The organism is Parafrankia sp. BMG5.11 (assembly GCF_004337455.1).
This window is the reverse complement of sequence record NZ_SJXI01000041.1, coordinates 19,029-45,439: the sequence shown is the minus strand read 5'-3', so window position 1 is coordinate 45,439 and position 26,411 is coordinate 19,029. Positions and strand designations below refer to the sequence as shown.

Below are 26,411 nucleotides of genomic sequence, written 5' to 3'. Positions count from 1 at the left end.
GGTCAGCGGCGGCGTAGCCGGACGAAGACGGGGCCGAGCACGGCGGCCGCCGCGGCGGCGCCCAGCAGCGGAAGGACCAGCAGGAGCAGGACGGGGTCGGAGTCGTCGGCCGCGGAGGTCGCCGCGGGCGCCCCGGACGGCGGCTGCCCCGCCGCCGCGCCGGCGCTCCCCGGCCCCGCTCCCGGGGCGGCGGCGCAGTTGACGGCACCCGCACGGGTGGGCGCGACCGGCGCCGGCGCGCCGGCGGCAGGCGTCACCTCCACGCTGACCCGGGTCGCGCCCGCCCCCGCGACCACGCACAGCACCCCGGCTCCGGGCGGGGAGGTGACCTGGCCACCGGTGACCCGCGCCTGGTAGCCCGACGGATAGGCCCACGCGGGCAGGACGACCGCCGTCGCCGTGCCCGGGGCGAACGTCCCGCCGCCGGCCCGGGACGGCTGGTAGACGAGGCGGAAGACGCCCGCGCCGTCGCGCTTGAACGACTCCGGCGCGCCCGCCACGGCGGCCGGGTAGGGCCGCACGATCTCCGCCGGGGGCGCGGTGAGCGCCCGCACCTCACCCGGCCCGATGCCGGTCGCGGAGGACTCGACGGCCGGGCCGTCGAAGAACCAGCCAAGCCCGAACGCGTCCCCGGCGTCGGCCAGCGCGGCGGCCCGGCGCGCGGAGCCGTCCACCCAGCCGGTGACGTACCCGGCCCCCTCGGCGGCCGCGACCCGCGCCGCGGGGTCGAACGGCGCCGGCTGCTCGACCCAGAGCGTGTGGTTCGTGTCGACGGCCCGCACGGCGCCGGCGAGATCGGCCGAGCCGACCCCGGCCGGCACCTCGTAGCCGATCAGCCCGGCCACCCCGCCGAAACGGCCGGCCAGGCGGGTCAGACCGGACGTCAGATCCGCGGCCGAGGGGGTGTAGCCGGCGGCGCCCGGGACGATCCGCAGCACCACGGTGAACCCGCGGCCGGTCAGCTCCCGGACGACCATGCCCGCCTGGTCGAGGCCGCCCAGCTCCCGGTCGCCCGGTGGCGGGGCCTCGCCCGACGGCGGGAACAGCCCGCCACGGGTCATCGGGATCTCCAGGCGCAGGCCGGTGAAGCCGAAGTCGAGCCACTGCGCGATCTCGCCGGCGGTGGGGACCCGCCCGGCCGGGACGGTGACACCGCGGGGCAGGACGACCCGTCCGGCGCTGTCGGTGAGGTGGGTGCCGGTGCGCGTCACGGTGCCCGACGGGACCTGGGGGGCCACGGCGGTCGGCGCGCCGGCACCGCCGGGCACGGACGCCGGCGGCTGGGCCGGGGTGGACGTCGAGACCCGCGCGGTCGTGGCGGCGGCCCGGCCGGACGGGCCTATCCCGACGTAGGACGGGAGGGGGACGGCGACGAGGGCGGCCGTGAGCACCACCGTCGCCCACCTGGCCGGGCGGCCGCCCCGGCGGCCGTCTCCCTTTCGCGAACCACCCGCAAAGCCGCGCACCCTGCAATCTTGCCGTGCCTGCGCGGAACCGCTCAGACCGCCCTGCGGACCGGCGGCTCACCGGCAGGGGGTACGCCGGGAGAAGAGTCCCCCGCGCGCCGGTCCTGCAGCGGACGCGGACCGTTCTCGGACCGCGGGCCGGTCTCGGAGCGCGCGGCGGTCTCGGAACGCGAGCCGGTGTCGGGCCGCGGGTCCGGCTCGGAGCGGGTGCCGGCCTCGGGGCGCGGGTCGGCCGGCGCGGCGGAGGCGGCCTGCGCCTCGCGGGCCGCGGCGAGCTCCTCCTTCCGCCGCTGCGCGTACATGTCGACGTACTCCTGGCCCGACAGGGACATCAGCTCGTACATGATCTCGTCGGTCATGGAGCGCAGCACGAAACGGTCATCGGCCATCCCGGCGTACCGGCTGAAGTCGAGCGGACGGCCGATCCGGATGCCGACCCGGCGGATCCGCGGGACGAGCCGGCCCAGCGGCTGGACCTCGAACGTGCCGATCATCGCGACCGGGATCACGGGCACCCCGGCCTCCAGCGCCATCCGGGCCACGCCGATCTTGCCGCGGTAGAGCCGGCCGTCGGGCGAGCGGGTCCCCTCCGGGTAGATGCCGAGCAGCTCGCCGTTGCCGAGCACCCGCACGCCCGTGCGCAGCGCGCCCTCGCTCGCCTTCCCGCCGCTGCGGTCGATCGGCACCTGGCCGACGCCGGAGAAGAACTTCCGCTTGCTCCAGCCCTTCAGCCCGACACCGGTGAAGTAGTCACTCTTCGCGAGGAAGGTGATCCGCCGCGGCACGACCAGCGGCAGGAAGAAGGAGTCGAGGAAGCTCAGGTGGTTGCTCGCCAGGATCACCGGCCCACGCGCGGGCACGTGTTCGAGACCCTCGACCCACGGACGCCAGAACACCCGCAGGATCGGCGTCAGGATGGCCTTGACGACCCAGTACAACACGCAAGCTCCCCGCTTCGTCGCACCTACCGCCCTCTGGCGGCATTCCCGGACGTCCGCGCCCGAACCCACCCGACGGCCGGACGCGTGCCCGACACGGTGAGTCAGGGCGAGCGCCACGACCCCGGGACGGGGATCGGACATGAACGGGTTGCCCGGGGTGACCATATGGACCCCTCACGACGTCGTCCACCCACGCGGCACAGACGTCGGTGTGTCATTGTCCGGCGCGGGCCCGGTGAGCCGGGAGCGGGCCCGCCGCGGGCCACGGCGAGAGCCGGCCCGGCCCACGCCGGGCGGGCGGATCTCCATCGATCCCACCGACCTCACCCGACATCCCGTACCCCGACATCCCGCCGACGTCGCGGAGACGTCCCGCCGACATCCTGCCGGCCGGTGCCAGCGGGAACGCGCCGGGAGCACGCAGAGCGCACCGGAGGGAACACACTCCGACAACGACCGGTTCGTCCAGGATGATGGAAAGGCACACGGCCATGGCCAGTCGGCCCGGGGCGTGCGAGCATGCGAAGGTCGGCGTCGTTTCCCAGCACGGCGACGGACGGCAGGTGACAGTCGGGTGACCGGCGGTCGCTGCCGGCCGACAGGCGATGCGGGCCGACAGGCGATGCGGGCCGGCGGTCGACGCCAGCCGGCGCACGCACGGTCACGGAGGCGCCCACGTCATGAACCGCGGCGGGCGCGTCGCGGGCGCTCGACGCGGAGGGAGCGGATCACCATGGCGGGAGTCCCGGAGCCGGCGATCCTGCCCGGCGCCGAGCCCTTCGATCTCGACGGCGGCGGTGTCGACGGCGTGGGCGTGCTGCTCGTCCACGGCTTCACCGGCTCGCCGCAGAGCATGCGACTGTGGGGGGACCACCTCGCCGCGGCCGGCCTGCGCGTGAGCTGCCCGCGGCTGCCCGGGCACGGCACCCGGTGGCAGGACATGGCCGGCACGACCTGGCAGGACTGGTACGGCGCCGCCGACGCGGCCTTCGGCCGGTTGAGCGCCTCCTGCGACCGGGTCTTCGTCATGGGCCTGTCGATGGGCGGGACGCTCACGCTGCGCCTCGCCGAGGAGCACGGCGACAAGGTCGCGGGAGCGGTCACCGTCAACGCCAGCCTCGGCACGGACCGGCGGACGGCCGCGCTGGCGCCGCTGCTGTGGCGGATCCTGCCGACGGTGCCCGGGGTCGCGAACGACATCCGTGATCCCGCCGCGACGGAGGTCGGCTACTCGCGTGTTCCGACCAGGGCGTTCGCCTCGTTGCGCGAGCTGTGGGCGGTGACCCTGGCGGACCTCGGCCGGGTGGTGTGCCCGGTGCTGGCCTACCGCAGCGTGACCGATCATGTGGTCGAGCCGACGTCCGGGCGTCTGCTGCTCGCGGGTCTCACGTCCGCGCCCGCCGAGGAACAGCTGCTGCACTACAGCTACCACGTGGCCACCCTCGACCACGACAAGGAAACGATCTTCAAGGGGAGCATCGACTTCGTCACCGCGACACCGGGGCCGGCCGGCTCCGGCCAGCCCGAGCCGAGGCCGGGCCGTCATGCCTGAGAACCCGGCGGGTTTCGGGCAGCCGGACGCTGACCCCGACGAGATCCCCACCGAGCCGACGTCACCCCCCGCGGCAGCGGCGGCGGATCAAGCGGCTGCCGGTGGTTCGGGCTCCGCGGGAGCCCCCGGCTCAGGCCGTCCGGTGGAGTCGCCGAACGCGGAAGCGGGAGCCGCCGGCTCTGGCGAGGGACGAGAGGACGGCACGGCACCGGATGCCGGTTCGCCGCAGGCGGCTGGTTCCCCTGATACGGCTGGTTCCCCGGAGGCGGCTGGTCCGGACACGGCTGGTTCCCCGGACCGGGGGGCCACGCGCGCCGACACCGCCTCACCGAGCCTGACCGACAGCGGGGCGGGCGCGGCGGGCCGGCGGACCCCCCGGGAGCGCCGCTCACCGGCCGCCGACGAGGCGGCCTTCCTCGAGCTGATCGCCCGGTTCGACCAGGAGCCGCCGCCGGGCGAGCGGCTGTGGCCGGCCGCCGAGGACGTCGACGAGCCCCGACGGCCGTCCGTCATCATCATCAGGCCCGCGGGTCGGCAGCCCGACGGCATGCCGCCGGACGGGCGCCACCTCGCCGGCGACGACACCGACCCGGGCACCGAGCGCACCGAGCCGGCGTCCCCGCTCGGCCGCCGCACGGACGGCGCCGCCCCGGTGGATCTCGACGGGTCGAGCGAGGACCGCCCCAACGCCGGCCTGACCGGTTCCGACCGCACCGGCACCGACCGCACCGGCACCGACCGCACGGGCGCCGGGAACGCAGGCACGGGCCGCCAGGGCGGCGGCCGGGGCGAGGCCGGGGCCGCCGACGAAGCGGACCGCGCGGGAAACAGCCGCGGGCGGGACAACCGCTCCCCGCTCGACGGCATCGCGGGGCTCGACGCCGCCGTGCGGGCCGCCTTCGGCACCGCGGGTCGCGACGCTCCCGAGTATCCGGGCGCGGACGACGACGATCACTACGTGCCGCCGCCACCACCGCCGGTCCCGAAGCTGCGGCCGGTCACCCGCTGGGCGCTGGGCTCCATCGCGCTCGGCGTCGCGATCCTGGTGGTCCCGACCCTGATCGGGCTCAACCATTCACGTTCCCAGGACGTCGCGGGCGTCCTGCTCATTCTCGGAGGCGTCGGGACGCTCGTGGCCCGCATGGGCGACCGGCCGCCGACGGACTTCGACGGACCGGACGACGGCGCGGTCGTCTGATCGCGCCGACGGACCGGACGCGCCCCAGGCGCGTCCGGTCCGTCGGCGTTGCTCCAACCAGCCCGACCTGCCGGCGCGGCGTCGGGTACGGCGACCGACAGATGACGGCGGAAGGACGGCGGCGTGCGTTTCCACGAGCAGGTCGAGGTGCACGGGCACCTGATGGACACCGGTGTGCTGGCGCGGGTGCTGGACGACGTCCTGGCCTACGGCGGTGACTACCGGGTCGACAAGATCGACCTCGGCCGGACCCACGACGACGAGTCGCACGCCGTGGTCACGGTCGGGGCGGAGTCGGCGTCCAGGCTGGCCCGGATCCTGATGCGGGTGCAGGTGCACGGGGTGAACAAGCTCGTCCCCGGCGAGGCGCGGATGTGCGTGGCCGACGCGGACGGCGTCTTCCCGGAGGACTTCTACTCGACGACGAACCTGGAGACCGTCGTGCACCTCGACGGGCAGTGGGTGCCTGTCGAGCACCCGGAGATGGACTGTGGGCTGATCGTCTCCGGCGGCCGGGTGCGCACCGTCCCGGTGGCCGACGTCCGCGCCGGCGACGTGATCGTCTGTGGCATCGACGGGGTCAAGGTCGTCCTGCCCGTCTCGGACCACTCGACCCGGCTGCACGGCGAGTTCGCGTCGATGTCGACGTTCAGCTCCACCGCGGCCCAGCCGCAGGCCGTCCTGGTCAAGGCGATCGCCCGCCAGATCCGCGAGGTCAAGGCCGAGGGCTACCAGGTGCTGTGGGTGGCCGGGCGCGCGGTGGTCAGCACCGGCGCCTCCCGCGCGCTGACCGCCCTGGTCGAGGCGGGCTACGTCGACGTGCTGTTCGGCGGGAACGCGCTGGCCACCCTCGACCTCGAGCGCGCCCTGTTCGGCAGCGCGCTGGGCCTGGGCTCGCCGCACAGCCGGCGGGTGCAGCGTGGCAACGAGCAGCACATCCGCACCGTCAACACGATCCGCCGGGCCGGGTCGATCCGGGCCGCGGTCGAGTCCGGCCTGGTCACCAAGGGTGTCATGCACGCGATGGTGAAGGCCGGCAAGTCGTTCGTCCTCGTCGGCTCGGTCCGCGACGACGGCCCGCTGCCCGACGTCCACACCGACGTCGTCGCCGGGCAGCGGGCGATGCGGGCCGCGCTGCGCGGCGTCGGCTTCACGGTGATGGTCGCGACCACCCTGCACTCGGTCGCGACCGGCAACATCCTGCCGGCGTCGGTCCCGGTGGCCTGCGTCGACACGAACCCGTCGATCGTCTCCGGCCTCACCGACCGCACCTCGGCCCAGGCCCTCGGAGTCGTCGCAGACGCCGGGCTGTTCCTCGAGCAGCTCGCGACCGAGCTCGTCCCCGACTACCAGACCTGATCCGCGGAGGACGAGAACGCGCTGCTGTGCAGAACGGGCACGATCGGGTCGGCGTTGAGCTGCGCGGCGGATGCGACGTCGTCGTCCCAGCCCAGGTTCAACAGCTCCCGCCCGGAGACGGACCCACGTAGCTCGTCGTGAAGGTCGGGCTCGGCCGAACGGAAGGCGGCCATGGCAGCTCGGGCCTCCGGGGAGACCCGTGATCGGGGCAGCGCACCCGCGTCGACGGCACTGGCGATGACCGCGATGTACCGGCCTGCGGCGACTTCGTCCGCGAGCAGGTTACCCACCGCCGCCGCGTTGCGCAGGCATCCAGCGATCAGGGTCGCCCCGATGTCGGCTGCTGCGGCTGGCAGAGCGGCGCCGTTCGGCGAGGGCAGGACCAGACGGGTGCCGGCTGGAATGTGGGCGAGGTCGGTGGGCGACAGGGACCACGGCGTTGCCGGATCCTCCCCCTCCCCCTCTCTCCCCTCTCCCCCTCTCCCCCCGAACCGCACCACCAGCTGTTATGCACGGCCGGCTCCGCCGCCGGGCGAAGTGTGGCCGTTGAGTGAGTCGTGGCTGTCACTCAACGGCCACGGTTCCTCGGCTGCCGTGCATAGCGGCCGGGGCGGTACGAATATTTATCGCTTTCAGCCCCGACCGGGGCCCAACCGAGCCCCGATGCCCCCGCGGTGCCCGGCCGGCCGGCGGCTACCGGCGGGCGAGGTCGGCGGCGCCGACGATGCCGGCGGAGGAGCCGAGGGTGGCCACCACCACGTCGGCTTCCGGCCGGTGCCCGCGGCCCGACAGCCCCGCCCGGTACTGGGCGCGGGCGGGCCCGACCAGCAGGTCCCCCGCGTCCGACACTCCGCCACCGATGACGAACCGGCCGGGGTCGAGGATCGCCGTCAGGCTCGCCAGGCCCTGGCCGAGCCAGTGGCCGATCTCCTCGAAGCACTTCACCGCGGCCGGGTCGCCGTCCTGGGCGGCGGCGGTGACGTCCGGCCCGCTCAGCTCCTCGACGGAGCGACCGGCCAGCATCGTGCGGGCGGCCTCCGGGGACGCGGTGGCCATCTCCTGGGCGACCCGGACGAGGGCCCGTCCGCTGGCGTACTGCTCCCAACAGCCGCGGTTCCCGCAGCCGCACAGGTGGCCGCCCGGGACCACCTGCATGTGGCCCATCTCGGCGCCGATACCGAACGCGCCGCGGTGCAGCCGGCCGTCCAGGACGATGCCGCCGCCGATACCGGTGCCGACGGTGACGCAGACGAGGTCGGCCTGGCCGCGCCCGGCGCCGAAGCGGTACTCGGCCCAGGCCATCGCGTTGGCGTCGTTCTCGACGACCACGGGCAGGCCGACCCGCTCCGCCACGACGTCGCGCAGCGGCTCGTCGCGCCAGGCCAGGTTCGGGGCGAAGAGGACGGTCGACCGGTCGCGGTCGATCCATCCCGCCGCGCCGATGCCCACGGCGCGGACGTCGTATTCCTGGCGGAGCCCGGCGACGAGCTCGGCGATGGCGTCGGCGACCTCGGCCGGGGCATGGCTCGGGGTGGGCCGTCGGGCGGAGGCCAGCATCCTGCCCTGGGCGTCGACGACACCGGCGGCAACTTTCGTCCCGCCGACGTCGACTCCGATCGCCAGGTCGCCGTCCCCCTCGGGGGCGGTCGCTGACCCGGTGGTCACTGTGCGCTCACCTCACATCGATCTTCTGGACACGGGGTCGGGGCGACCCCGCGGACGTTGTAAGGCCGGCGCCCGTCTCACGGCCCCGGCCTGGTGGTGGGAAGCCTGGTGGTGGAAAGCCCGGCGCGGGGAAGGGATCGCGGTCGGTCCCGGCTCCCCGTTCCCGGGCGGCCGGGCCGCCGCTGTCGTACGGTGCCGCCGCCTGCCCGGGAAGACGGTCTGCGCCGCCACCGTGCCCCGTCTCGGCCGGACGAACCCGATCCCCGGCGGCCGCTTCGCTACGCTCCCGGCCGGTTGCACCATGTCGCGGTCCGGCCGGGTCGGCAGGTTCGCCCGCGGCCTGGCCGCGGTGCCCGCTGGCGCCCCAGACCGTCCAGGCGGCACGCGCCGCCGCGCTCAGTGACACTGCCGCGTCGACCAGGTGGCCCGCGACCTCCACGTGCTCCTCCCGGACACTGGCGAGAACCCGGCAGACCGGGCAGGCGCAGCATGGCCAGGAGCCGTCCCGGCCGCCGTGCGCGTCCGATCCCGCGGCGCCGGGGGCTGTGGCGTTGGCGGCTGCGCCGGTGGGTGCCGTGCCGGTGGGTGCCGTGCCGGCGGGTTGCCCGTCAGCGGTGTCGAAATGACCGTCCGCGGCGTCCGGGCCGCCGTTGGCCGCCGCCCAGTCCCGGACGGCCGCCGCCAGCAGCGCCGCCTCCTGGGCGAGCGAGCCGACGACCTCCCGGGGCACCCCGTCCGACGTGCTCACGCGCGCACCCACTGGGCCGGGTCCGGCACGAACGACACGACGAGGCGCTCCTCGGCCAGCCGGGCGCCTGACACATCACACCGGCGCAGCGCGGCGGGCAGCGGGACGAGCCGCCGGTGCGGGCCGACGCTGACGATGAGGTCGTCACCGACCCGGGCGAGGTCGACCTCCGACCGGTCGACGAAGGGCAGGCCGAACGACATGGCGTAGCCGCCCTCGGTGCGCTCGACCCGCGGGCCCGCCCCCTCGCCGGACCGGTGAACGCTGAGCACCGCAGCCGGGTCGCGGTCTCCGTAGGCCGCGGCGCCGAAGGCGGCGAGCTCCTCCAGCCCGAGCGGCTCACCGGCCCGGTAGGCGGCGGTGAGGACGGGCAGCGGCGCGACGAACGCGCCGATCTCGATGAGCTGCTGACGGTGCGCCGCCGCCCAGCCGGCCCGCCAGGCGTCGCCCCCGACCGAAGCGATCACCCGGTTCGCGACCACCGCGTCCACGCCGATGCCGTGCAGCGCCAGGGCGCTCAGGGTCCGCCGGGCCTGGGCGAGCGCGGCCGTCTCCGGGGTCAGCACCAGGCGCACGCTGGTCACGACGGGATCGGCAAGCAGGGCGCGCATGTCACGCGCCAGGCGTGCCAGCCACGACACCGCCTCGTAGGCGGGCCCGGCGATCGCGGCCACCCGCCCGGTGAGACGGCCCGGCAGCGCCAGCGACGGGCGCATCCAGCGGGCGAGCGCGCCGTCCGGGGAGCCGAGCCGGCGGCAGCCCCACGCGAGCGTCTCCGGGCTCGCCAGCAGCCGCAGCGCGGCGCTGGCCGGCCCTGCGTCGACGACCACGACGTCGTAGCGGTCCGACTCGAGCCGGTCGCGCAGCTCCAGCAGGGTGAGCGCCTCGAGGGCGCCGGGCAGGCCGGCGAGCTCCTCGACCTCCAGGAGGTCGACACCGGCGGCGGGGGCCACGGCCGAGATCAGCGCGCGTAGTTGCGGCCAGCGCTCGGCGAACGCGTGGCGCAGGTCCAGTTGGAGGCCGAACAGCCCGGGTTCGAGCTCGACCTCACCGGGGCCGAGCGGATGGTCGAGGATGCCGGCCAGGCCGGCGGCCGGGTCGGCGCAGACCAGGAGCGTCCGGTGGCCGCGCTGGGCCGCGAGCGTGGCCGTCGCCGCCGCCACCGTCGTGGTCCCACCACCACCCTTGCCCGTCAGGAGCACACACCGCACCGGATGGTCAGCTCTCGGTGAGCTTCTCGACGTGCTTCTTGAGGTCCTTGAGCGCCGCGTCGACGATGCCGCCCTGCACCTTCCGACGGAGCAGGCCGGGGATCTTGATCTTGAGCTCGACGGTGAGGTCGTAGGTCACCTCGGTGCTGCCGTCGCCGAGATCACGCAGCGTGTACGAACCGTCCTGGGTCGACATCGCCTCGCCGGAGACGAGGCTCCAGCTGACGTGCTCGTCGCCCTTCCAGGTGTACTCGTTGACGAACTCGTCCTTCACGACGACGGCGTTGATCCGGAACCGGGCCTGCCGCGGGCGGCCGTCCGGGCCGACCTCGAGGATCTCGGCCTGTTCGATCTGGCCGACCCAGGTCGGGTAGGCGGCGATGTCCGCGATGGCCCCCATGATGACGGCCGGCCTGGCATCGATGACGATCGACGACTGCGCGTGGTCCGCCATAGCCGCCAGCACCTCCACATCTCATCGCCCCGGCGGGGCCTGGTCGGACCCGCCGGTCCTGTCCGGGCCGTGCCGCCGGCCCGCCTCCGCGGGCCGTTCGGCACCCGTTCGGCGACCCGTGTCACGGGCCGCCGGACGATTACCCGATCGATCGTTGAGGCTACCGGAACCCGGGCGCGGGGCCGGGTGTCCTACCACTCGAGGACGTACGGCGCGCCCCGCGCGTTGAAGTGACCGACGTTGACACATCGGGTCGCGCCGATCTCGAGCTCGGCGACCAGGGGCTGGTGCACATGGCCGAACAGCGCGTACCGCGGCTGTGTCGCGTGGATGGCCTCCAGCACCGCGACGCTGCCGCGCTCGAACCGGCGGGCCTCCGTGTCGTAGACCAGCTCCGGGACGTGCGGCGGGATGTGGCAGCACAGGACGTCGACCGCGCCGACCGCGGCCACCTTCGCCGCGTAGGTCTCGTCGTCGATCTCGTACGGGGTGTTCATCGGCGTGCGCAGCCCACCGCCGACGAACCCGAACGTCAGCCCGCCGATCTCGGTGGTCTGGCCGTCGAGGAGGGTGATCCCGTCGCGCAGGAAGTCGGGGTAGAGATGTGGGAGGTCCACGTTGCCGTAGGTGAGGTAGGTCGGCGTCGGGAACGCGGAGAACATGGCCGCGTACTGCCGCCGGATGGCCGCCTCGACGACGTCGGCCCGGTCGCCGTCGACCCCCGCCCAGAGCTTCCTGGACCACTCCCGCGCCTCGTCGAACCGCTGCTCGGTACGCAGTTCGATCATGCGGCCCACCGCCTCGGCGCCGAACAGCTCACCCATGATCCCGCGGCCGTGATCGAAGTAGTCGATGAAGAGAATCAGGTCACCGAGGCAGACGAAGGCGTCGGCACCGGCGGCGGCGCCCGGGAGCGCGTCCGACCGTCCGTGAACGTCGCTCACCACATGCACGCGCACGTGAGAGAGCTTAGGGCGAGTCGCGTGCCTTCCACAGCACCCGTACCCGAAAGCGCACAGGCGGGTCGGCGCGGCGGGGGCGAAAAAAGCGGGCGCGGACGGCTCGCCGTGGCCGCGCTCACAGGCTAACGTCACTTGACCAACTTCTCTCCGATCACCGACCGCCCTCCCATCAGTGCCACACCTCAGTGCCACGCCGCACCAGAAGGCAGCGTCGCGGATCAGCGCCGCACCGGCACGTCACCCCGAACGGCCCGCCGCCAGCCAAGGAGTTCCCGTGCGCGAGTACACCTCTCCCGCCCGAGTCACCGTGGCGGATGACATGACTCTCAGCGATGCCGTGTTCGCCAACGCGTCACGGACACCCGAGAAGGTCATCGTCCGCCACAAGTCGGGCGGCCAGTTCGCCGACGTGACCGCGCGGGAGTTCCGCGATCTGGTGGTCCGCACGGCCGCCGGCCTCGCCGCCCGCGGGGTGCGCCCCGGCGACCGCGTCGCGATCATGAGCCGCACCCGGTACGAGTGGACGGTCGTCGACTACGCGGTCTGGGTCGCCGGCGCGGTCACCGTGCCGGTCTACGAGACGTCCAGTGCCAGCCAGATCGAGTGGATCCTGTCGGACTCGGAGGCCGTTCTCACCGTCGTCGAGACCGAGGCCAACGCCGCACTCGTCGCCACGGTGCGCGACCAGGTTCCCACCCTGCGCGAGGTGCTCGTCCTGGACGGCGGCGCGCTCGACACCCTGGCCGAGGCCGGGGCCGCCGCGGGGACCGGCGAGGAGGAGCTCGCCGCCGCGCGGGCCGGGGTGACCGCGGCCAGCATCGCCACGATCATCTACACCTCCGGCACCACCGGCAGACCGAAGGGCTGCGAGCTCGCCCACCGCTCGCTGCTGTTCAACGCGATGAGCTCCGCGGCGACCATGCCGGACCTGTTCACCGAGGACGCGTCCACGCTGATGATCCTGCCGCTGGCCCATGTGCTGGCGCGGACGATGCAGTGCACCATCATCAACAGCGCGCGGTGCATCGCCTACGCGCCGGACACGTCCACGCTGCTGGCCGACCTGGCCCAGGTCCGCCCGAGCTTTCTGCTCGCGGTGCCGAGGGTCTACGAGAAGGTGCACGCCGGCGCCCGTGCCAAGGCCCACGCCGACGGGAAAGGCCGGATCTTCGACGCCGCCGAGGCCACCGCGATCGCCTACAGCGAGGCCCTCGACCACGGCGGGCCCGGCTTCCTGCTGCGCGCCCGGCACGCGTTGTTCGACCGCCTCGTCTACAGCAAGCTGCGGGCCGCGATGGGCGGCCGGATCGACCACGCCATCAGCGGCGGCGCGCCGCTGGGCCCACGCCTCTGCCACTTCTACCGGGGCATCGGGGTTCCGATCTTCGAGGGGTACGGGCTCACCGAGTCCACCGCGGCCGCGACCGTGAACCGGCCCGATTCACTGAAGATCGGCACCGTCGGCCTGCCGCTGCCCGGCGTGACGATCCGTATCGCCGACGACGGGGAGATCCTCATCCGCGGCGACCTGGTCCTGAGTGGCTACCGCAACGACGAGACGGCGGCCAAGGAGGCGCTCGACGCCGACGGCTTCCTGCGGTCCGGCGACCTGGGCTCCCTCGACGAGACCGGACATCTGCGCATCACAGGGCGGAAGAAGGAGCTGCTCGTCACCGCGGGCGGCAAGAACATCGCCCCGGCGCCCCTCGAGCACCGCATCCAGGAGAACCCGCTGATCAGCCAGGCGATGCTGATCGGCGACCAGCGGCCGTTCATCGCCGCCCTGATCACCCTCGACCCGGACGCCTTCGCCTCCTGGCGCGACACCCACGACCACCCGTCGACGGTGACCCCCGCCGACCTCGCCACCGACCCGGAACTGCTGGCCGAGGTCCAGAAGGCCGTGGACGCGGCGAACGCCACCGTCTCCCACGCCGAGTCGATCAAGAAGTTCGTGATCCTGCCGAACGACTTCACCGTCGCCGGCGGCGAGCTCACCCCGAGTCTCAAGGTGAAGCGCAACCTCATCATGGAACGCCACGCGGCAGCCGTGGAATCCATCTACGCGGGGGCCCGGACCGCCTCCTGATCCCCCGCACGCCCCAGCCGAGCATGGCCGGGCCAGGCGCAGGCCGGGCGGCCGCGGGCGGCTCAGGCGAGCAGCAGGTCGCGCAGGTCCGAGGCCAGGACGTCCCAGCGCCAGCGGAGCTCGACCCACGCCCGCCCGGCGGTCCCCATCGAGCGGGCGCGGTTCGGATCGGCCAGCAGGTCGCCGACGGCCCGGATCAGCGCGCGCGGATCGCGGCCGTCCACGACCACCCCCGTCCGCTGGTCGAGGACCGCGTCGGGGGCTCCCCCGCTGCGGCCGGCGACCACCGGCAGCCCGGTCGCCGAGGCCTCGAGGAAGACGATGCCCAGGCCCTCGACCTCGAGCCCCGCGCGCCGGTTGCGGCACGGCATGGCGAAGACGTCCCCCGCCGCGTAGTGGGCCGGCAGTTCCGCCCACGGCACCGACCCGGTGAACACCACGTGCTCGGCGACGTCGTTCTCCCTGGCCAGCCGGGTGAGCTCCTGCCGGTACGGCCCGCCGCCGACGAGCAGCAGCGCGGTGCCCGGGATCCGCCGGCGCAACGCCGGCAGCGCCCGGATCAGCATGTCCTGCCCCTTACGCGGAACCAGACGGCTCACACAGACGACCACCGGACGGCTACCCAGCCCGTAGCGACGACGGGTCTCGTCCCGCCCCTCCCCTGGCCGGAACAGGGACGGGTCGACACCGCTGGGCAGCCGGGCCAGGTCCGGATGCGGACCGAAGGCCGGACCGAGGCGACCCCTGGTGTAGTCCGTGAGGTAGGTGATCACGTCGGTGGTCGCCCCGATGCGCCGCAGCAGTTGCCGCGCGCCGGGCAACGCGGCCCAGCCCACCTCGTGCCCGTGCGTGCTGGCCAGCACCCGGCGGGCGTCGAGATCCCGGCGCAGCCGCGCCCCGAGCAGGCCCAGCGGCGCCGCCGCGCCGAACCACAGCGTGTCGCACTTCTCCGACCGCGCGATCTCCCGCGCGCGACGGAAGACATCCGGCGTGGGCAGCATCAGCGACGTCGGGTGCCGCACCACCGGGAACCGCTGCGCCGCGTCGAACTCGGCGGCCCCCCGCCAGGCAGGGGCATACACCACGATCTCGTCGTCGGGCAACCGCGAGGCGAAATTGTGCACATACGCCTGGATGCCACCGGGCCGCGGAGGGAAGTCATTGGTCACAGCGAGCACCCGCACGCCGCCATGTTCCCGCATCGCCTCCATCAAGACGCAGGTGGGACGCCTCCAACCACGCGGACACCACCGCAGCGCCCCGCCCGCACACAGAGCGCTCTCCCTCTCCCGGACGCGGCCGCACCGCCCGCTCCCCGGGCACGCCCCGGGCAGCGCATCAGCCAGGCGTCAACCGGCGCGGCGGCGTGGCAGGGGCCGGGGCGTTTCCGGGCCGGTCGGCGACCCGCCGGGGGCAAGCCGCAACCTCGGGATGAGCCCGGCATCGGCGAGCACGGCGAGGGCGCGGCGCTCGTCCTCGTCCCACTCCATGCCGGTGGACGGCGGGGCCAGCAGGACGGTCACCACGCAGTCCGCGCACGCGACGTCTCGCACGGCGCACGCATCACAGTCGATCAGCATCGTGCTCACCTCTCGGTTCGCCGCCCGGATCCGCCTGGTCTTCCCCGCACCCGGTAGATCACCGAGCCCTGTCGACCACCGCGGAACCGGACACCAGTTCGACGCGAACCACGCTAGGTGAGGGGTCCGACAGTTCCGGACGCCCGAACCCCGTCCCCCATACCCGGCGCCACCCAAGCGTCAACGAACCGTGGCGGCTGAGTAAGTCGGGGCCGGCGGAGAGCTAGCGGTCGAGGCGGGCCAGGAGGGCGTCCGAGGGGACGGTGCGGGCGCCCTGCGAGGCGCAGTTCTCCGCCACCTCGCGGTCGGAGGTCACGACGGCCACCGGTCGGCCGACGGGTTCCGCGCGCACGAGACGTCCAATTTCGTCGTCGGCCAGCTCGCCGGGCTGGCTGAAGACGACCCGCACGCCGCGGGGCATCGCGACCCCGACCGGCCGGGCCACCACCGCCGTCGCGTCGAAGACGACGGTGACCTCGGTGTCGAGGGAGCGGCCGGCCAGGGCTCCCAGGCCGGCCAGCAGGCGTGCCCGCTGGGCCTGGAGGGTCAGGGTGCCGTAGCCGCGTTTGGTGACGTTGTAACCGTCGATGATCAGATGCAGGCCGGGGATGGCGAGGACGTCGTCGATGATGGCCGGGTCGTCGGCGGAGCGCCCGCGGCCACCGACCGCGGAGAACGGGTCGAAGGCGGCTCCGTTGTCGGAGCGGTCGACCAGGTCGGCGGGCCGCGCGACGGTGGTCGGCAGCGCCAGCTCCCGCCGGACCCCGTTCGCCGCAGCCATCAGCGTGTCGAGCAGCACCCGAAGCCGCGCCTCGTCCAGGCCGCGGGACTCGCGGGTGTCGCGGCGGGTCAGCGAGGCGGCGGCCTCGAGGTCACCGACCCGCGCGCGCAGCCGCCGTACCTCGGCCTCGCTCTCCCGGGCCGAGGCCAGCGCGGCGTCCCGGGCGGCCTCGGCGGCGAGGCTCACCTCCCGGGCGGCGAGCTCGGCGCGGCGGACGCGGTCCGCGGAGGACCGTAGCCGGCGGCGGGCCTCCTCCGCCTCGGCCCGTGCCTGGTCGAGCTGGCCGCGCAGCTGGTCCTGCTCGGTGCGGGCGAGCCGGCGGACGGCTTCGATCTGCTGGTGCAGGCGGTCGATCTCGCGCTCGGCGTCGACGAGCCGCGCGGTGGAGACCGCCTGCTCGGACGATCGGGCCGCCTCCTCGACGAACTGCTCCCAGTCGGGGAGCCGGAGGATGTAGGCGACCGCCGCGACCTGGGCGGGTGGGGCGGCGGGTGGCGGGCCGCCCTCCCCGGTGATCGCGACGACCAGATCGGGGTGGGTGCGGCGCACCCATTCGGCCACCCGGCCGCGGAACTGCGCGTCGTGCTCGATCGCGGCCGCCAGCGGGACGGCGCCCAGCCGGGCCCGGCGCGACGGCTTGAACCGGCGCACGGCGACCAGGCTCGGGGGGACGACCGCTTCGGCGATGTCGGCCAGGGTCTCGGCGGCGTAGACCACGACCTGGGCCCGCACGTCCACGGGCAGCGTCTCGTTCATGCGACGGGCCCGGCCTGGCCGGCGGGGGTGCGGACGCCGACTCCCCGTGGCCGGCCGAGTGGTCGGGGCATTACCACTGGCACGGGGGACTCCGGAGCGAACGACGACAGCGACGGTCCAGGGTATCGGTCGGCCAGCACGACCTCTTCGGACACCATCGGTGAATCCGTGCCCAGCCCACCGCGAACGGGCACGCACCGCCGCAGGGTCCGCGTCGGCGGCCGCGAATCCCAACGGGAAGCGGTGTTTCGCCCCCGGTGGGCCGGGGCCGAGGGGCTGCCGCAGGCCACAGGACACGGCGGCGCGGGCCCGGGGCATCACGGCACCGCCGCATCTACCGCATTTCGCGAGCCAGCCGGCCATTGTCTCATGTGATATCCGGCTTATGTAGCCTCGCCCTGTCCGTCCGCACATACCTCACTTCGAGAGAAACACGGCAATGGCCGTCGAGAGGACACCCGTTGACCGACCAGACCCCTCCTGGCCAGCCCTCCCCCGGTCCGGAGAACCAGGAGACCTGGAGGGCCCCCAACAACTCGTGGCAACAGCCACCGGATGCCGGCGGCCAGGCGGGCGGAGCGCCCGCAGCGGCCGGCGCTCCCGGCGCGGGCCAGGGCGGCCTGCCGTCCACCACCCCGCCGCCGGCGCCCGTGCCGCAGTGGGGCACCGGCGCGCCGGGCCAGGAAGGCGGCGGATGGCCGTCCACCACGCCCGTGGGCGGCGGGGCGGGCGGCGGATGGGGCACGCCACCGGCCGGCGGGCCCAACCCGGACGGTTCGTGGCCCGGGGCGGGACAACAGCAGTGGCCCCAGCAGGGCACCGATACGCCCTGGGGGCAGCCGGGCCAGCCCGGCACCGGATGGCAGCAGCCCGCCGACTACCAGCAGGGTGGCACCCAGGGCCAGTACCAGCAGGGCTACCAGCAGCCGGCTGACTACCAGCAGCAGGGCTACCAGCCCGGGTATCAGCAGCCCGCCGACTACCAGCAGCAGGGGTACCAGCAGCCCGGCTACCAGCCACAGCCAGGCGACTACCAGCAGCAGGGGTACCAGCAGCCCGGCTATCAGCAGCCTGGCTACCAGCAGGGCTTCCCCCAGCAGCAGGGCAACTGGCAGCAGCCCGGCGGCCCGCCACCGGCCCGGCCCCGCCGGAACCCGGCAATGATCATCATTCCGGTGGCCGTCGTCGCGGTCATCGTCCTCGGGGTGGTGATCGCCCTCGCGGCCGGCGGCGACGACTCGAAGCCGACGGCCACGCCGCCGGCGGTCACGAACCTGGGCCCGGGCACCGTGCCCACCCTGACGGCACCCGCCGTCCCGGGTACGACGACGGCCCCGCAGCAGCCTGCCGGCCCCGCCGGATGCACGCCGGTCGTGCCGCAGGGCGCGCCGCCCGCGGGCACCCTGACCCTGGGTGGGACGGGCACGGTGGTCGGCACCGCGAGCTCGTCGGTCAGCGACTTCGAGGCCAAGGTGACGCTGAACAGCATCTGCAGCACCACCGGCCCGGCCGCCGACTACTCCGATCCGCCGGTGCAGGGCGCCAACTACATCCTGAACGTGACCGTCGAGACCATCCGCGGCGAGACGACCGCGTCACCGGACGACTTCTACATCCAGACCTCGGACGGCAGCCGCTACGACGGCTCCTTCACCACGGTCGAGCCGAAGCTGTTCACCCTCGACCTGAAGGCCGGTCAGAAGGTGCGCGGCAACGTGGTCATCGACGCCCCGGCGGGTCACCACATCCTGTCCTGGGAGCCGCTGTTCGCGACGCAGCCGGCGAAGTTCCAGTTCTGACGACAGGGGGCCCCGTCCGTGCCCGTTCCACGGTGAACGGGCACGGACGGGGCCTCGGCGGGGCACCCGTGGCAGAGCTCGACTCGGCTCCGCCACAACCGGCACGGCTCCGCCACAACCGGCACGGCTCGCTCCGGACCCGGCGTGGCCGGATCTAGACCCGGCGCGGCTCCGCCAGGGCCGCCCGCAGGCGCTCGGCGACGTCGTCCATCATCGCCGGATCGGGGTTGTGGTCGGCGAGCGCGAAGCTCATCTGCGACTCCGCGTCGATCGGGAACAGGTGGATGTGGGCGTGCGGCACCTCCATCCCGGCGAGCATCGCCGCGACCCGCCGTGGCTTGAACACCGTGTCGATGGCCCGCCCGACGACAGCCGCGGCACTCCACACCGCGCGCACCGTCTCGTCCGGCAGATCGATCCAGTGATCGATCTCCAGGCGGGGCACGATGAGCGTGTGCCCGGGGCGGACGGGCGCGATGGAGAGGAACGCGACCGCCGACTCGTCCGAGTAGACGATGCGGCCCGGGAGCTCGCCGTTGATGATCCGGGTGAAGACACTGGCCATGGCCGGACCCTACCGAGATCGACCGCGCGGCACCCGACCACGGACGCCGGGGTCGCGGTCGGTCCGGGGAGCCTCTGGTGAACGCGGCCGGCAGGCGGACCACACCATCCACTATCACACTTGAAACCATACGATAGCGGGCAATAGCGACTAACAGGAAACATAGCCCACAAAGAGGTCCAGGAGGACACGCCGGAAGCACTCTGGTGCGCCAACAAACCCGGCCATACGGAATGATGCTCCGGGTGGCGTGGTTTGAGACGAACGGCATCAGGGTCGCCCGTATCAGCGTCGACTGCACCGATGTGGACACGATGGTCCGCTTCTGGTCCAACGCCCTCGGTTACGAGGTCTCCGAGCAGGGCGGCGACTCGGCCGTCCTGCGTCATCCCGCCGGTGCCGGGCCCAAGCTCCTGCTCCGGCGGCGGCCCGAGCCGCGGGCCGCCCGAGGCGAGCAACGACCACCACGATGGGCGGCGCGCCGGGCCGGCCGCCGCCCGGAACCGGAGCAGGACACCGCGGACAAGGCCGGCAACCGCCTGCACCTGGAGCTGTACGCCGTCGACGCGGAGCGGGTGATCGGCTGGCTGTCGTCGCTGGGCGCGCGCCAGCTCGCCCGGTACGAGGCCGACGGGGAGACCGGTTTCGTGCTGCGCGACCCCGAGGGCAACGAGTTCCGCGTGATGAACGCCGGGCCGACCGCCTTCGCCCGGCCGTTCTCCTGAGCCGCGCCGGGCCGACCGGGGACGAATCCTGTCGTACCCGCGGCCTAGGGTGTCGCCGTGTGCCCAGTCCCTGCGCCGACCGGCGGCGTGCCGCGCCAGGCCAGCCTGGCAGAGCTCGGCCGGCCGCTGTCGGACCTGACGTTCGTCGTCGTCGACCTGGAGACCACCGGCGGCTCGCCGGCGACGAGCGAGATCACCGAGATCGGCGCCGTGCGGGTTCGGGGCGGCCAGATCCTCGGTGAGATGTCGAGCCTGGTCCGGCCGTCGGCCCCCATCCCGGCCTTCATCTCCGTGCTCACCGGCATCACCGACGCCATGGTCGCCACCGCCCCGGGCATCGGCGAGGTCGTGCCGACGTTCCTGGAGTTCGCCCGGGGCGCGGTGCTCGTGGCTCACAACGCCCCGTTCGACCTCGGCTTCCTGCGCGCCGCCGCCACGGCGTGCGGCTACCCGGCCCCGGCCTGGGAGCATCTCGACACGGTGCGGATCGCGCGCCGCGTCATCAGCCGCGACGAGACCCGCGACTGCCGCCTGTCCTCCCTGGCGGCCCTCTTCGGTAGCGCGACCCAGCCGAACCACCGGGCGCTGGCCGACGCCCGCGCGACGGTGGACGTCCTGCACGGGCTGTTCGAGCGGCTGGGCAACCTGGGTGTCACCACGATCGAGGATCTGCACGAGTACAGCGCGCGGGTCTCCCCCGCCCAGCGGCGCAAGCGGCACCTCGCCGACGACCTGCCCACCGGCCCGGGGGTCTACGTGTTCCGCGACGGCACGGGGCGCCCGCTGTACGTCGGCACGTCCCGGTCGGTCCGCTCCCGGGTGCGTACCTACTTCACGGCCAGCGAGCCCCGCACCCGGATGGCGGAGATGGTCGCGATCGCCGAGCGGGTCGACGCGATCGAGTGCGCGCACGCGCTCGAGGCGGAGGTGCGCGAGCTGCGGCTGATCGCCGAGTACAAACCGCCGTACAACCGCCGCTCCCGGTTCCCCGAGCGGGCCGTCTACCTGCGGCTCACCGACGAGCCGTTCCCCCGGCTCTCCCGGGTCCGCTCCGTCGGCGACGGTGTGACGTCGCTGGGGCCGTTCGGCAGCGCGGCGGCGGCCGAGTCGGCGGCCACGGCGCTGCTGGAGGCGATCCCGCTGCGCCAGTGCTCGACCCGGCTCTCGCCGCGCCGTCCGACGGCCGCGTGCGCGCTGGCCGAGCTGGGGCGCTGCGGCGCGCCGTGCGACGGCCGGGAGGGGGTCGCCGAGTACGGCCAACACGTCGCCGCGGCGCGCGGCGCGATGACCGCCGATCCGCGGCCCGTCGTGGACGTGCTGGAGCGGCGCATCGCGCGACTGTCCGCCGACCAGCGCTACGAGGAGGCCGCCGGGGTCCGCGACCGGCTCGCGGCCTACGTGCGGGCCGTCGCGCGCATGCAGCGGCTGACGGCGCTGACCTGCGTCGACGAGTTGGTCGCCGCCGCGCCGACCGCCGACGCCGGGTGGGATCTCGCCGTCGTCCGCCGTGGCCGGCTGGTCTCCGCGGCGTCGGTGCCACGCGGCACCGACCCGAGGCCCTGGGTCGACGCCGTGGTCGCCAGCGCGGAGACCGTCCGACCGCTGCCCGGCCCCACCCCGTGCGCCTCGGTCGAGGAGACGGAGCGGATCGGGCGGTGGCTGGCCGGGCCCGGCGTGCGCCTGGTCCGGCTGGACGGCGAGTGGAGCTGGCCGGCGCACGGCGCGATCCGCGCGGCGCGGCGGTTCGACGTCCGCTTCGACGGCGGTTTGGACAACGGGTTCGACCGCGGGTTCGACTCCCCCACCGACACCCGACGCGGGCGCGCGCCCAGCAGCCCCCGGAGCGGCCGGAGCGGCCGCGAGCCGCGGAAACGCTAGGGTCGCAGCGCTAGGGGCCGCCCCCGTCGATGACGGGAACGGCCCCTCGGTGCTTCAGCGTGCCTGTTCTCGAGTGTGCCTCCGGGTCGAGCCTGGTGGCTTACCTCAGTGCTTGGTCTGACCGCCGCCCACCGCCGAGTCTGCGCCCTCGCCGTCCGCCGGCTTCTCCGACTCCTCGGTGAAGAACCCGCCGACGGCCTTGCCGGCCCGGCGCGCCAGGCCCGTGCCGTGCTGGCCGGTCCCGTTGCCGTGGCCGTCACCGGCCGTGAGCGCGAACCGGTCGTTCGGCACGACCGGGTAGTCGGGCACCGCCGGCGGCTTGGGCCGGTGGTCCTCGACGAACTCGCCGTTGGGCAGCTGGCGGATGATGCCCGTCTCGATGCCGTGCGCGGCGATCTCCGCGTCCCGCTCGTTGAGGTGGATGCAGAGCTTCTTGGTGACCACGTAGGCGATCGGCGGCACGACGATCAGCCCGATCCGGCCCGCCCAGGTCATCGCGTTCAGCGAGATGCTGAACGTGTGGGCGATGATGTCGTTGCCACCGGAGATCCACAGCACCAGGTAGAAGCTGATGCTCATCGCGCCGAGCGCCGTGCGGGTCGGTGCCTCCCGCGGGCGCTGCAGCAGGTTGTGCGACGCCTTGTCCCCGGTGAACTTCGCCTCCAGGAACGGGTAGACCGCCAGCAGCGTGAACAGGACGCCCGGCAGGACCGCCGTCGGCCACAGCAGCGGCGGGATCGTGTGACCCCACCCGCGGAACTCCCACGGCGGCATGAGCCGGGTGGAGCCGTCCAGGAAGCCGATGTACCAGTCGGGCTGGGACGCCGAGCTGACCTTGGCCGGGTCGTAGGGGCCGAACGTCCAGATCGGGTTGATCTGGGCGAGGCCGCCCAGCAGCGCGAGCACCGCGAAGGTCAGCATGAAGAAGCCGCCGGACTTCACCGCGAACACCGGGAACACCCGGTGGCCGACCACGTTGTGCTCGGTCTTGCCCGGGCCGGGGAAGTCGGTGTGCTTCTGGTGCCACAGGATGCCCAGGTGGGCGCCGATCAGCGCGAGCAGCACGCCCGGCACGAGCAGGATGTGCACGACGTAGAGCCGCGGGATGAAGTTCTCACCCGGGAACTCGCCGTTGAACACCAGGAACGACGCCCACGTCCCGATGATCGGGATGGACTGGGCGATCGACGCCGCGATCCGCAGACCGGTGCCGGAGAGCAGGTCGTCCGGCAGCGAGTAGCCGGCGAAGCCCTCGACCAGGGCCAGCATCAGCAGGCCGACGCCGATCAGCCAGTTGACCTCGCGGGGCTTGCGGTACGCGCCGGTGAAGAACACCCGAAGCAGGTGCACCACGATGGAGGCGGCGAAGATCAGCGCCGCCCAGTGGTGAATCTGCCGGAACACCAGGCCGGCCCGCGTGTCGAAGCTGATGTCCAGCGTCGACGCGTAGGCCCGGCTCATCTCGACGCCCTTGAGCGGCACGTACGAGCCGTTGTAGATGATCTCGACGTTCGACGGGTCGAAGAACAGGGTCAGGTAGATCCCGGTCAACAGCAGGATGACGAAGCTGTAGAGCGCGATCTCACCGATCATGAACGACCAGTGGTCCGGGAAGACCTTGTTCAGGTTGCGGCGGATGGCCGCCTGCGTCCCGAACCGTTCGTCGATGGCCCGGTTGGCCTTGCGCGCCGGCGTCGGCCGCTTCTGGAACTTCGGAGTGGTCACGGAGGCGGGTTCGGCGGTCATGAGCGCTCCCAGAACGCGGCGCCGACGGGCTCGGTGTAGTCCCCGTCACGGGCGATGAAGTAGCCCTCGTCATCCACCGCGATGGCGAGCTGCGGCAGCGAGCGGCTGGCCGGCCCGAAGATCGCCCGGCACCCGTCGGGAACGTCGAACACCGACTGGTGGCAGGGGCAGAGCAGGTGGTGCGTCTGCTGCTCGTACAGGCTGACCGGGCAGCCGGCGTGCGTGCAGATCTTCGAGTAGGCGACGTGGCCGTCCACAGCCCAGTTCTCACGGCCCTCGCGCGGCTTGTTCAGGCCGGGCTCGAGACGGATGAGGATCGTGGTGCTGTCGGCCTTGCTGTGGATGTCCAGCTTGGGCTCGTAGGAGATGCTGCCGTCGGACTCCTTGACCGGCACCGCCGGCAGCACCGTCTCGATGCCGCCGATCGCGATGTCGCCGAGCTTGACGTACCGGCCCTGCAGGTTGACCAGCCGAGCACCCTTGACCCAGTGGGTGTGGTCGAACTTCTTGCCGGGCTTGCTGTTGGTCAGGTTGAGCAGCGGGACCACGAGCAGGCCACCGAGGACCGTTCCGGCGCCGAGGAGGCTGCGCCGCAGCAGCGGGTACTTGGCGAGGCCGGTGTCGGCGAAGCCGAGGGCGACCTCCTCCTCGGTGACGGCGATCTCCTCCGGCGAGGAGGTGAACTCGTGGCGCTCCTGCACCGCCTGCTCGTGCGGCATCAGGCGCTTGGCCCAGAGGATCATGCCGATGCCGAGGCCGCCGACGGCCAGGCCGAGGGCGCTGCCCATCGCCGGGGTGTAGTACTGCTTGTGCTTGTCGCCGACGAAGTTGGTGACGATGAAGCCCACCGTGCCGACGACCGAGATGGTGAACCAGAAGGCGATGAGCCGCTCGGCGCGCCGGGAGGCCCGCCGGTCGTACTCCGCGGAGTGCGGGGCCCGGGGGGTGACTCCCCCACCGGCGCCGCCGCCCGCGCCCTGTGCGGTCAGGGTCGACGTCCCGCCCGAGCGCATGACCGTCGTCTCCGGGATACGGGAGGAGTCGGTCTGGTGCGGGGGGGTGCCGAGCACCTCGGGCCCGTCGTGCCCCGCGTCGGGGACGTCGGGGCCGCCGGCCCGGGGGTCGGTGGCGTCCTTGGGGCGCCCGGCCGTGTCGACCGGGTGCTTGGTCCTCTTGAAAATGCTGCTCATCGAGTCCTGGTCTGATTTGTCGGCCGGCTCTCCCTGATAGCCGGCGTAGTGCATGCGCCGCTCCGGCGAGTCCGGCGGCAGCTCGCCGCCGTCCGCGGACTCCGGCCCGGTCAGGCCCTGGTTGGCGCTCACAGCTTCTGCCTCGCTCCGATCCAGAGGCAGACGCCGAGCAGCGCGCCGATGCCTATCACCCACGCGACCAGGCCCTCCGGGACCGGCCCGTACTTACCGATCGAGGAACCACCGGGTGACGGGGTGTCCTGGAGGTGACGGACGTACGCGGCGACCGCGACGGCCTCGTCATCGTTGATCTGACCGGGACCGAACACCGGCATCGACTCCGGGCCGGTCCGCATCGCCTCGACGACCTGTTCGGGCGTGGCCTGGCTCAGCGACGGCGCGAACTTGCCGTAGGTGAGCGGGGCGCCGGCGCCGGCGGCCTGGTGGCACTGGGCGCAGTTCGCGAGGAAGAGCTCACCGCCCTCGGCGAGGTCGGCGTCGTTGAGATCCGCCTCCGTCAACTCGGGCACCTGCGTACCGCCGCCCAGGGTCTGGACGTAGGCCGCGATCTGGTCGATCTGGGTCTCCGAGTACGACGGGGGCTTGCGGTCGGCCTGGGCCGCCGGCGCGGCGAGCGGCATGCGGCCGGTGGACATCTGGAAGTCCACCGCGGCCGCGCCGACGCCGATCAGGCTCGGGCCCTCGGTCGAGCCCTGGGCGTTCAGCCCGTGGCAGGTCGCGCAACCCTGCAGGAACAGGGCGCGGCCCTGGCGCACGGCCTCGTTGGCGTCCGGCGTCTCCGTCGCGTTGCCGCCTGGAGCGAGCACCGTCCACATCACCCCCGTCGCCAGCAGGCCGAGGAGAAGAACGATGGACGACGACCGCCGTCGGCGGCGCGCGGAGGTCGACCGGGATCGCCCGGCGTTCCTCACCGAGATGAGCCGGGGTCTGCCGGCCTCGCCCGCGGACGAGGTCGGGGACGCCGCGGCTCCGGATGCCTTGGATGTGGTCATGTCGCTCACTGGAGGAGGTAGATGGTGGCGAACAGGGCGATCCAGACGACGTCGACGAAGTGCCAGTAGTACGACACGACGATCGCTGACGTCGCCTTCTCAGGCGTGAACCGCCCGTAGGTCGACCTGGCCAGCACCAGAACGAAGGCGACCAGCCCACCGATCACATGCAACCCGTGGAAGCCGGTGGTCAGGTAGTACACCGACCCGTAGCCGTGCGACGCCAGGGTGAACTCGTTCTCCTTGAAGTACTCCCAGGCCTGGCCGCCGACGAAGACGATCCCCATCAGCAGCGAGATCAGGTACCAGCGGCGCAGGCCGATGACGTCGCCGCGCTCGGCGGCGAAGACCCCGAGCTGGCAGGTCACACTGGATAGGACCAGGATCACCGTGAAGAACAGCGCATAGGCGACGTGCAGGTGCACGGGCCCGATCTCGGACCCGGCCGGGTCGCCGGTGACCGGCGGCCAGTTGCCGCTGTTGACCGAGCGGATCGTGTAGTACATCGCGAACAGGGCCGCGAAGAACATCAGCTCCGACGACAGCCACACCACTGTGCCGACCGAGACCATCGAGGGACGGTTGGCCGCCGGGTGCGCTGGAGGAGCCTTCTCGAGGACAGGGGCTGAGGCCACGACGGTCATTCTGGCATGTGACGCCGCACGCGCCACCGTAGGTTCGACAATCGGTAGGACTACACGGCGTCGACGACGCCCGGATCGCGGCCCGGCGC

General features: G+C 73.4%; 23 protein-coding genes. 7 read left to right on the top strand and 16 right to left on the bottom strand.

All coding sequences use genetic code 11. The annotated features are described in order from the left end of the window. Positions 1 to 2 precede the first annotated feature (2 nt). Entirely contained in the window at positions 3 to 1,394 is a 1,392-nt protein-coding gene (locus tag E0504_RS27035; protein WP_235013885.1) for a hypothetical protein, read from the bottom strand. Positions 1,395 to 1,498: 104 nt separating this feature from the next. Continuing rightward, positions 1,499 to 2,407 (bottom strand): 1-acyl-sn-glycerol-3-phosphate acyltransferase, encoded by a 909-nt coding sequence (locus E0504_RS27030; protein ID WP_112105921.1) that lies wholly within the window; start codon positions 2,405 to 2,407, stop codon positions 1,499 to 1,501. A 733-nt stretch (positions 2,408 to 3,140) separates the two neighbouring features. Between E0504_RS27030 and E0504_RS27025 the strand changes: the two genes are divergently transcribed. The 3 genes from E0504_RS27025 to E0504_RS27015 all read left to right on the top strand — a co-directional run bounded on the left by E0504_RS27025 (position 3,141) and on the right by E0504_RS27015 (position 6,516). Next, positions 3,141 to 3,959 (top strand): carboxylesterase, encoded by an 819-nt coding sequence (locus E0504_RS27025; protein ID WP_112105922.1) that lies wholly within the window; start codon positions 3,141 to 3,143, stop codon positions 3,957 to 3,959. Next, a complete protein-coding gene (locus E0504_RS27020; protein WP_131626054.1) occupies positions 3,952 to 5,157 on the top strand; it encodes a hypothetical protein in 1,206 nt (401 codons plus the stop codon). Before E0504_RS27025 ends, E0504_RS27020 begins: the two co-directional genes overlap by 8 nt. 123 nt (positions 5,158 to 5,280) lie before the next feature. Further along, the gene (locus tag E0504_RS27015; RefSeq protein ID WP_112105924.1) at positions 5,281 to 6,516 is read left to right on the top strand and encodes a TIGR00300 family protein; all 1,236 of its coding nucleotides are present in this window, start codon (positions 5,281 to 5,283) and stop codon (positions 6,514 to 6,516) included. Here the strand turns inward: E0504_RS27015 and E0504_RS27010 are convergent. From E0504_RS27010 to E0504_RS26985, 6 genes are all read right to left on the bottom strand, one after another. Continuing rightward, entirely contained in the window at positions 6,504 to 7,016 is a 513-nt protein-coding gene (locus E0504_RS27010) for a 2-phosphosulfolactate phosphatase (protein ID WP_306769270.1), read from the bottom strand. The genes E0504_RS27015 and E0504_RS27010 overlap by 13 nt on opposite strands. Before the next feature lie 193 nt (positions 7,017 to 7,209). Next, a complete protein-coding gene (locus E0504_RS27005) occupies positions 7,210 to 8,181 on the bottom strand; it encodes an ROK family glucokinase (protein ID WP_112105428.1) in 972 nt (323 codons plus the stop codon). A gap of 7 nt (positions 8,182 to 8,188) precedes the next feature. After that, positions 8,189 to 8,929, bottom strand: a complete 741-nt coding sequence (locus E0504_RS27000; protein WP_131626053.1) for a hypothetical protein — start codon at positions 8,927 to 8,929, stop codon at positions 8,189 to 8,191. Further along, a complete protein-coding gene (locus tag E0504_RS26995; RefSeq protein WP_373693939.1) occupies positions 8,926 to 10,140 on the bottom strand; it encodes an ArsA family ATPase in 1,215 nt (404 codons plus the stop codon). Before E0504_RS26995 ends, E0504_RS27000 begins: the two co-directional genes overlap by 4 nt. A gap of 7 nt (positions 10,141 to 10,147) precedes the next feature. Beyond that, positions 10,148 to 10,594 (bottom strand): SRPBCC family protein, encoded by a 447-nt coding sequence (locus tag E0504_RS26990; protein ID WP_020459429.1) that lies wholly within the window; start codon positions 10,592 to 10,594, stop codon positions 10,148 to 10,150. Between the two features lie 191 nt (positions 10,595 to 10,785). Then, positions 10,786 to 11,553: a metallophosphoesterase gene (locus E0504_RS26985; RefSeq protein WP_071061920.1), complete on the bottom strand. Its 768-nt coding sequence runs from the start codon at positions 11,551 to 11,553 to the stop codon at positions 10,786 to 10,788. 277 nt (positions 11,554 to 11,830) lie between these two features. Here E0504_RS26985 and E0504_RS26980 point away from each other — a divergent pair, with 277 nt between their 5' ends. Continuing rightward, the gene (locus tag E0504_RS26980; protein ID WP_112105426.1) at positions 11,831 to 13,645 is read left to right on the top strand and encodes a long-chain fatty acid--CoA ligase; all 1,815 of its coding nucleotides are present in this window, start codon (positions 11,831 to 11,833) and stop codon (positions 13,643 to 13,645) included. 62 nt (positions 13,646 to 13,707) lie between these two features. On the opposite strand, the gene E0504_RS26975 is transcribed toward E0504_RS26980, so the two are convergent. From E0504_RS26975 to E0504_RS26965, 3 genes are all read right to left on the bottom strand, one after another. Beyond that, positions 13,708 to 14,847: a glycosyltransferase family 4 protein gene (locus tag E0504_RS26975; protein WP_198541241.1), complete on the bottom strand. Its 1,140-nt coding sequence runs from the start codon at positions 14,845 to 14,847 to the stop codon at positions 13,708 to 13,710. 147 nt (positions 14,848 to 14,994) lie between these two features. Further along, entirely contained in the window at positions 14,995 to 15,225 is a 231-nt protein-coding gene (locus E0504_RS26970) for a hypothetical protein (RefSeq protein WP_112105430.1), read from the bottom strand. 223 nt (positions 15,226 to 15,448) lie between these two features. Then, positions 15,449 to 16,762, bottom strand: a complete 1,314-nt coding sequence (locus E0504_RS26965; RefSeq protein ID WP_112105425.1) for an NYN domain-containing protein — start codon at positions 16,760 to 16,762, stop codon at positions 15,449 to 15,451. 461 nt (positions 16,763 to 17,223) lie between these two features. On the opposite strand from E0504_RS26965, the gene E0504_RS26960 reads away from it, so the two are divergent. Continuing rightward, positions 17,224 to 18,561, top strand: a complete 1,338-nt coding sequence (locus E0504_RS26960) for a DUF4352 domain-containing protein (RefSeq protein WP_112105424.1) — start codon at positions 17,224 to 17,226, stop codon at positions 18,559 to 18,561. 154 nt (positions 18,562 to 18,715) lie between these two features. On the opposite strand, the gene E0504_RS26955 is transcribed toward E0504_RS26960, so the two are convergent. Beyond that, a complete protein-coding gene (locus E0504_RS26955; RefSeq protein ID WP_112105423.1) occupies positions 18,716 to 19,126 on the bottom strand; it encodes an HIT family protein in 411 nt (136 codons plus the stop codon). A 233-nt stretch (positions 19,127 to 19,359) separates the two neighbouring features. Between E0504_RS26955 and E0504_RS26950 the strand changes: the two genes are divergently transcribed. Together E0504_RS26950 and E0504_RS26945 are read left to right on the top strand one after the other, a co-directional pair. Next, on the top strand, positions 19,360 to 19,851 hold the full coding sequence (locus E0504_RS26950) for a VOC family protein (RefSeq protein ID WP_041253893.1): 492 nt from the start codon (positions 19,360 to 19,362) through the stop codon (positions 19,849 to 19,851). Positions 19,852 to 19,908: 57 nt separating this feature from the next. After that, positions 19,909 to 21,729, top strand: coding sequence for a DEDD exonuclease domain-containing protein (locus E0504_RS26945; RefSeq protein WP_131626051.1), 1,821 nt, complete (start codon positions 19,909 to 19,911; stop codon positions 21,727 to 21,729). A 105-nt stretch (positions 21,730 to 21,834) separates the two neighbouring features. On the opposite strand, the gene E0504_RS26940 is transcribed toward E0504_RS26945, so the two are convergent. From E0504_RS26940 to E0504_RS26925, 4 genes are read right to left on the bottom strand one after another with little or no spacing between them, the layout of a single operon-like run. Continuing rightward, a complete protein-coding gene (locus tag E0504_RS26940; protein ID WP_020459419.1) occupies positions 21,835 to 23,475 on the bottom strand; it encodes a ubiquinol-cytochrome c reductase cytochrome b subunit in 1,641 nt (546 codons plus the stop codon). Then, a complete protein-coding gene (locus E0504_RS26935) occupies positions 23,472 to 24,797 on the bottom strand; it encodes a ubiquinol-cytochrome c reductase iron-sulfur subunit (protein WP_112105421.1) in 1,326 nt (441 codons plus the stop codon). Before E0504_RS26935 ends, E0504_RS26940 begins: the two co-directional genes overlap by 4 nt. After that, positions 24,794 to 25,678, bottom strand: coding sequence for a c-type cytochrome (locus E0504_RS26930; protein ID WP_071061991.1), 885 nt, complete (start codon positions 25,676 to 25,678; stop codon positions 24,794 to 24,796). The genes E0504_RS26935 and E0504_RS26930 overlap by 4 nt, the downstream gene beginning before the upstream one ends. A gap of 5 nt (positions 25,679 to 25,683) precedes the next feature. Further along, on the bottom strand, positions 25,684 to 26,322 hold the full coding sequence (locus tag E0504_RS26925; RefSeq protein ID WP_020459416.1) for a heme-copper oxidase subunit III: 639 nt from the start codon (positions 26,320 to 26,322) through the stop codon (positions 25,684 to 25,686). Positions 26,323 to 26,411: the final 89 nt, after the last annotated feature.

Bases quoted from the DNA above. Each gene is read 5' to 3' on its own strand.
- E0504_RS27025 (WP_112105922.1), top strand. From the start codon at position 3,141: ATGGCGGGAGTCCCGGAGCCGGCGATCCTGCCCGGCGCCGAGCCCTTC.
- E0504_RS27020 (WP_131626054.1), top strand. From the start codon at position 3,952: ATGCCTGAGAACCCGGCGGGTTTCGGGCAGCCGGACGCTGACCCCGAC.
- E0504_RS26990 (WP_020459429.1), bottom strand. From the start codon at position 10,594: ATGGCGGACCACGCGCAGTCGTCGATCGTCATCGATGCCAGGCCGGCC.
- E0504_RS26975 (WP_198541241.1), bottom strand. From the start codon at position 14,847: ATGCGGGAACATGGCGGCGTGCGGGTGCTCGCTGTGACCAATGACTTC.
- E0504_RS26970 (WP_112105430.1), bottom strand. From the start codon at position 15,225: ATGCTGATCGACTGTGATGCGTGCGCCGTGCGAGACGTCGCGTGCGCG.
- E0504_RS26965 (WP_112105425.1), bottom strand. From the start codon at position 16,762: ATGAACGAGACGCTGCCCGTGGACGTGCGGGCCCAGGTCGTGGTCTAC.
- E0504_RS26955 (WP_112105423.1), bottom strand. From the start codon at position 19,126: ATGGCCAGTGTCTTCACCCGGATCATCAACGGCGAGCTCCCGGGCCGC.
- E0504_RS26950 (WP_041253893.1), top strand. From the start codon at position 19,360: ATGATGCTCCGGGTGGCGTGGTTTGAGACGAACGGCATCAGGGTCGCC.
- E0504_RS26940 (WP_020459419.1), bottom strand. From the start codon at position 23,475: ATGACCGCCGAACCCGCCTCCGTGACCACTCCGAAGTTCCAGAAGCGG.
- E0504_RS26930 (WP_071061991.1), bottom strand. From the start codon at position 25,678: ATGACCACATCCAAGGCATCCGGAGCCGCGGCGTCCCCGACCTCGTCC.
- E0504_RS26925 (WP_020459416.1), bottom strand. From the start codon at position 26,322: ATGACCGTCGTGGCCTCAGCCCCTGTCCTCGAGAAGGCTCCTCCAGCG.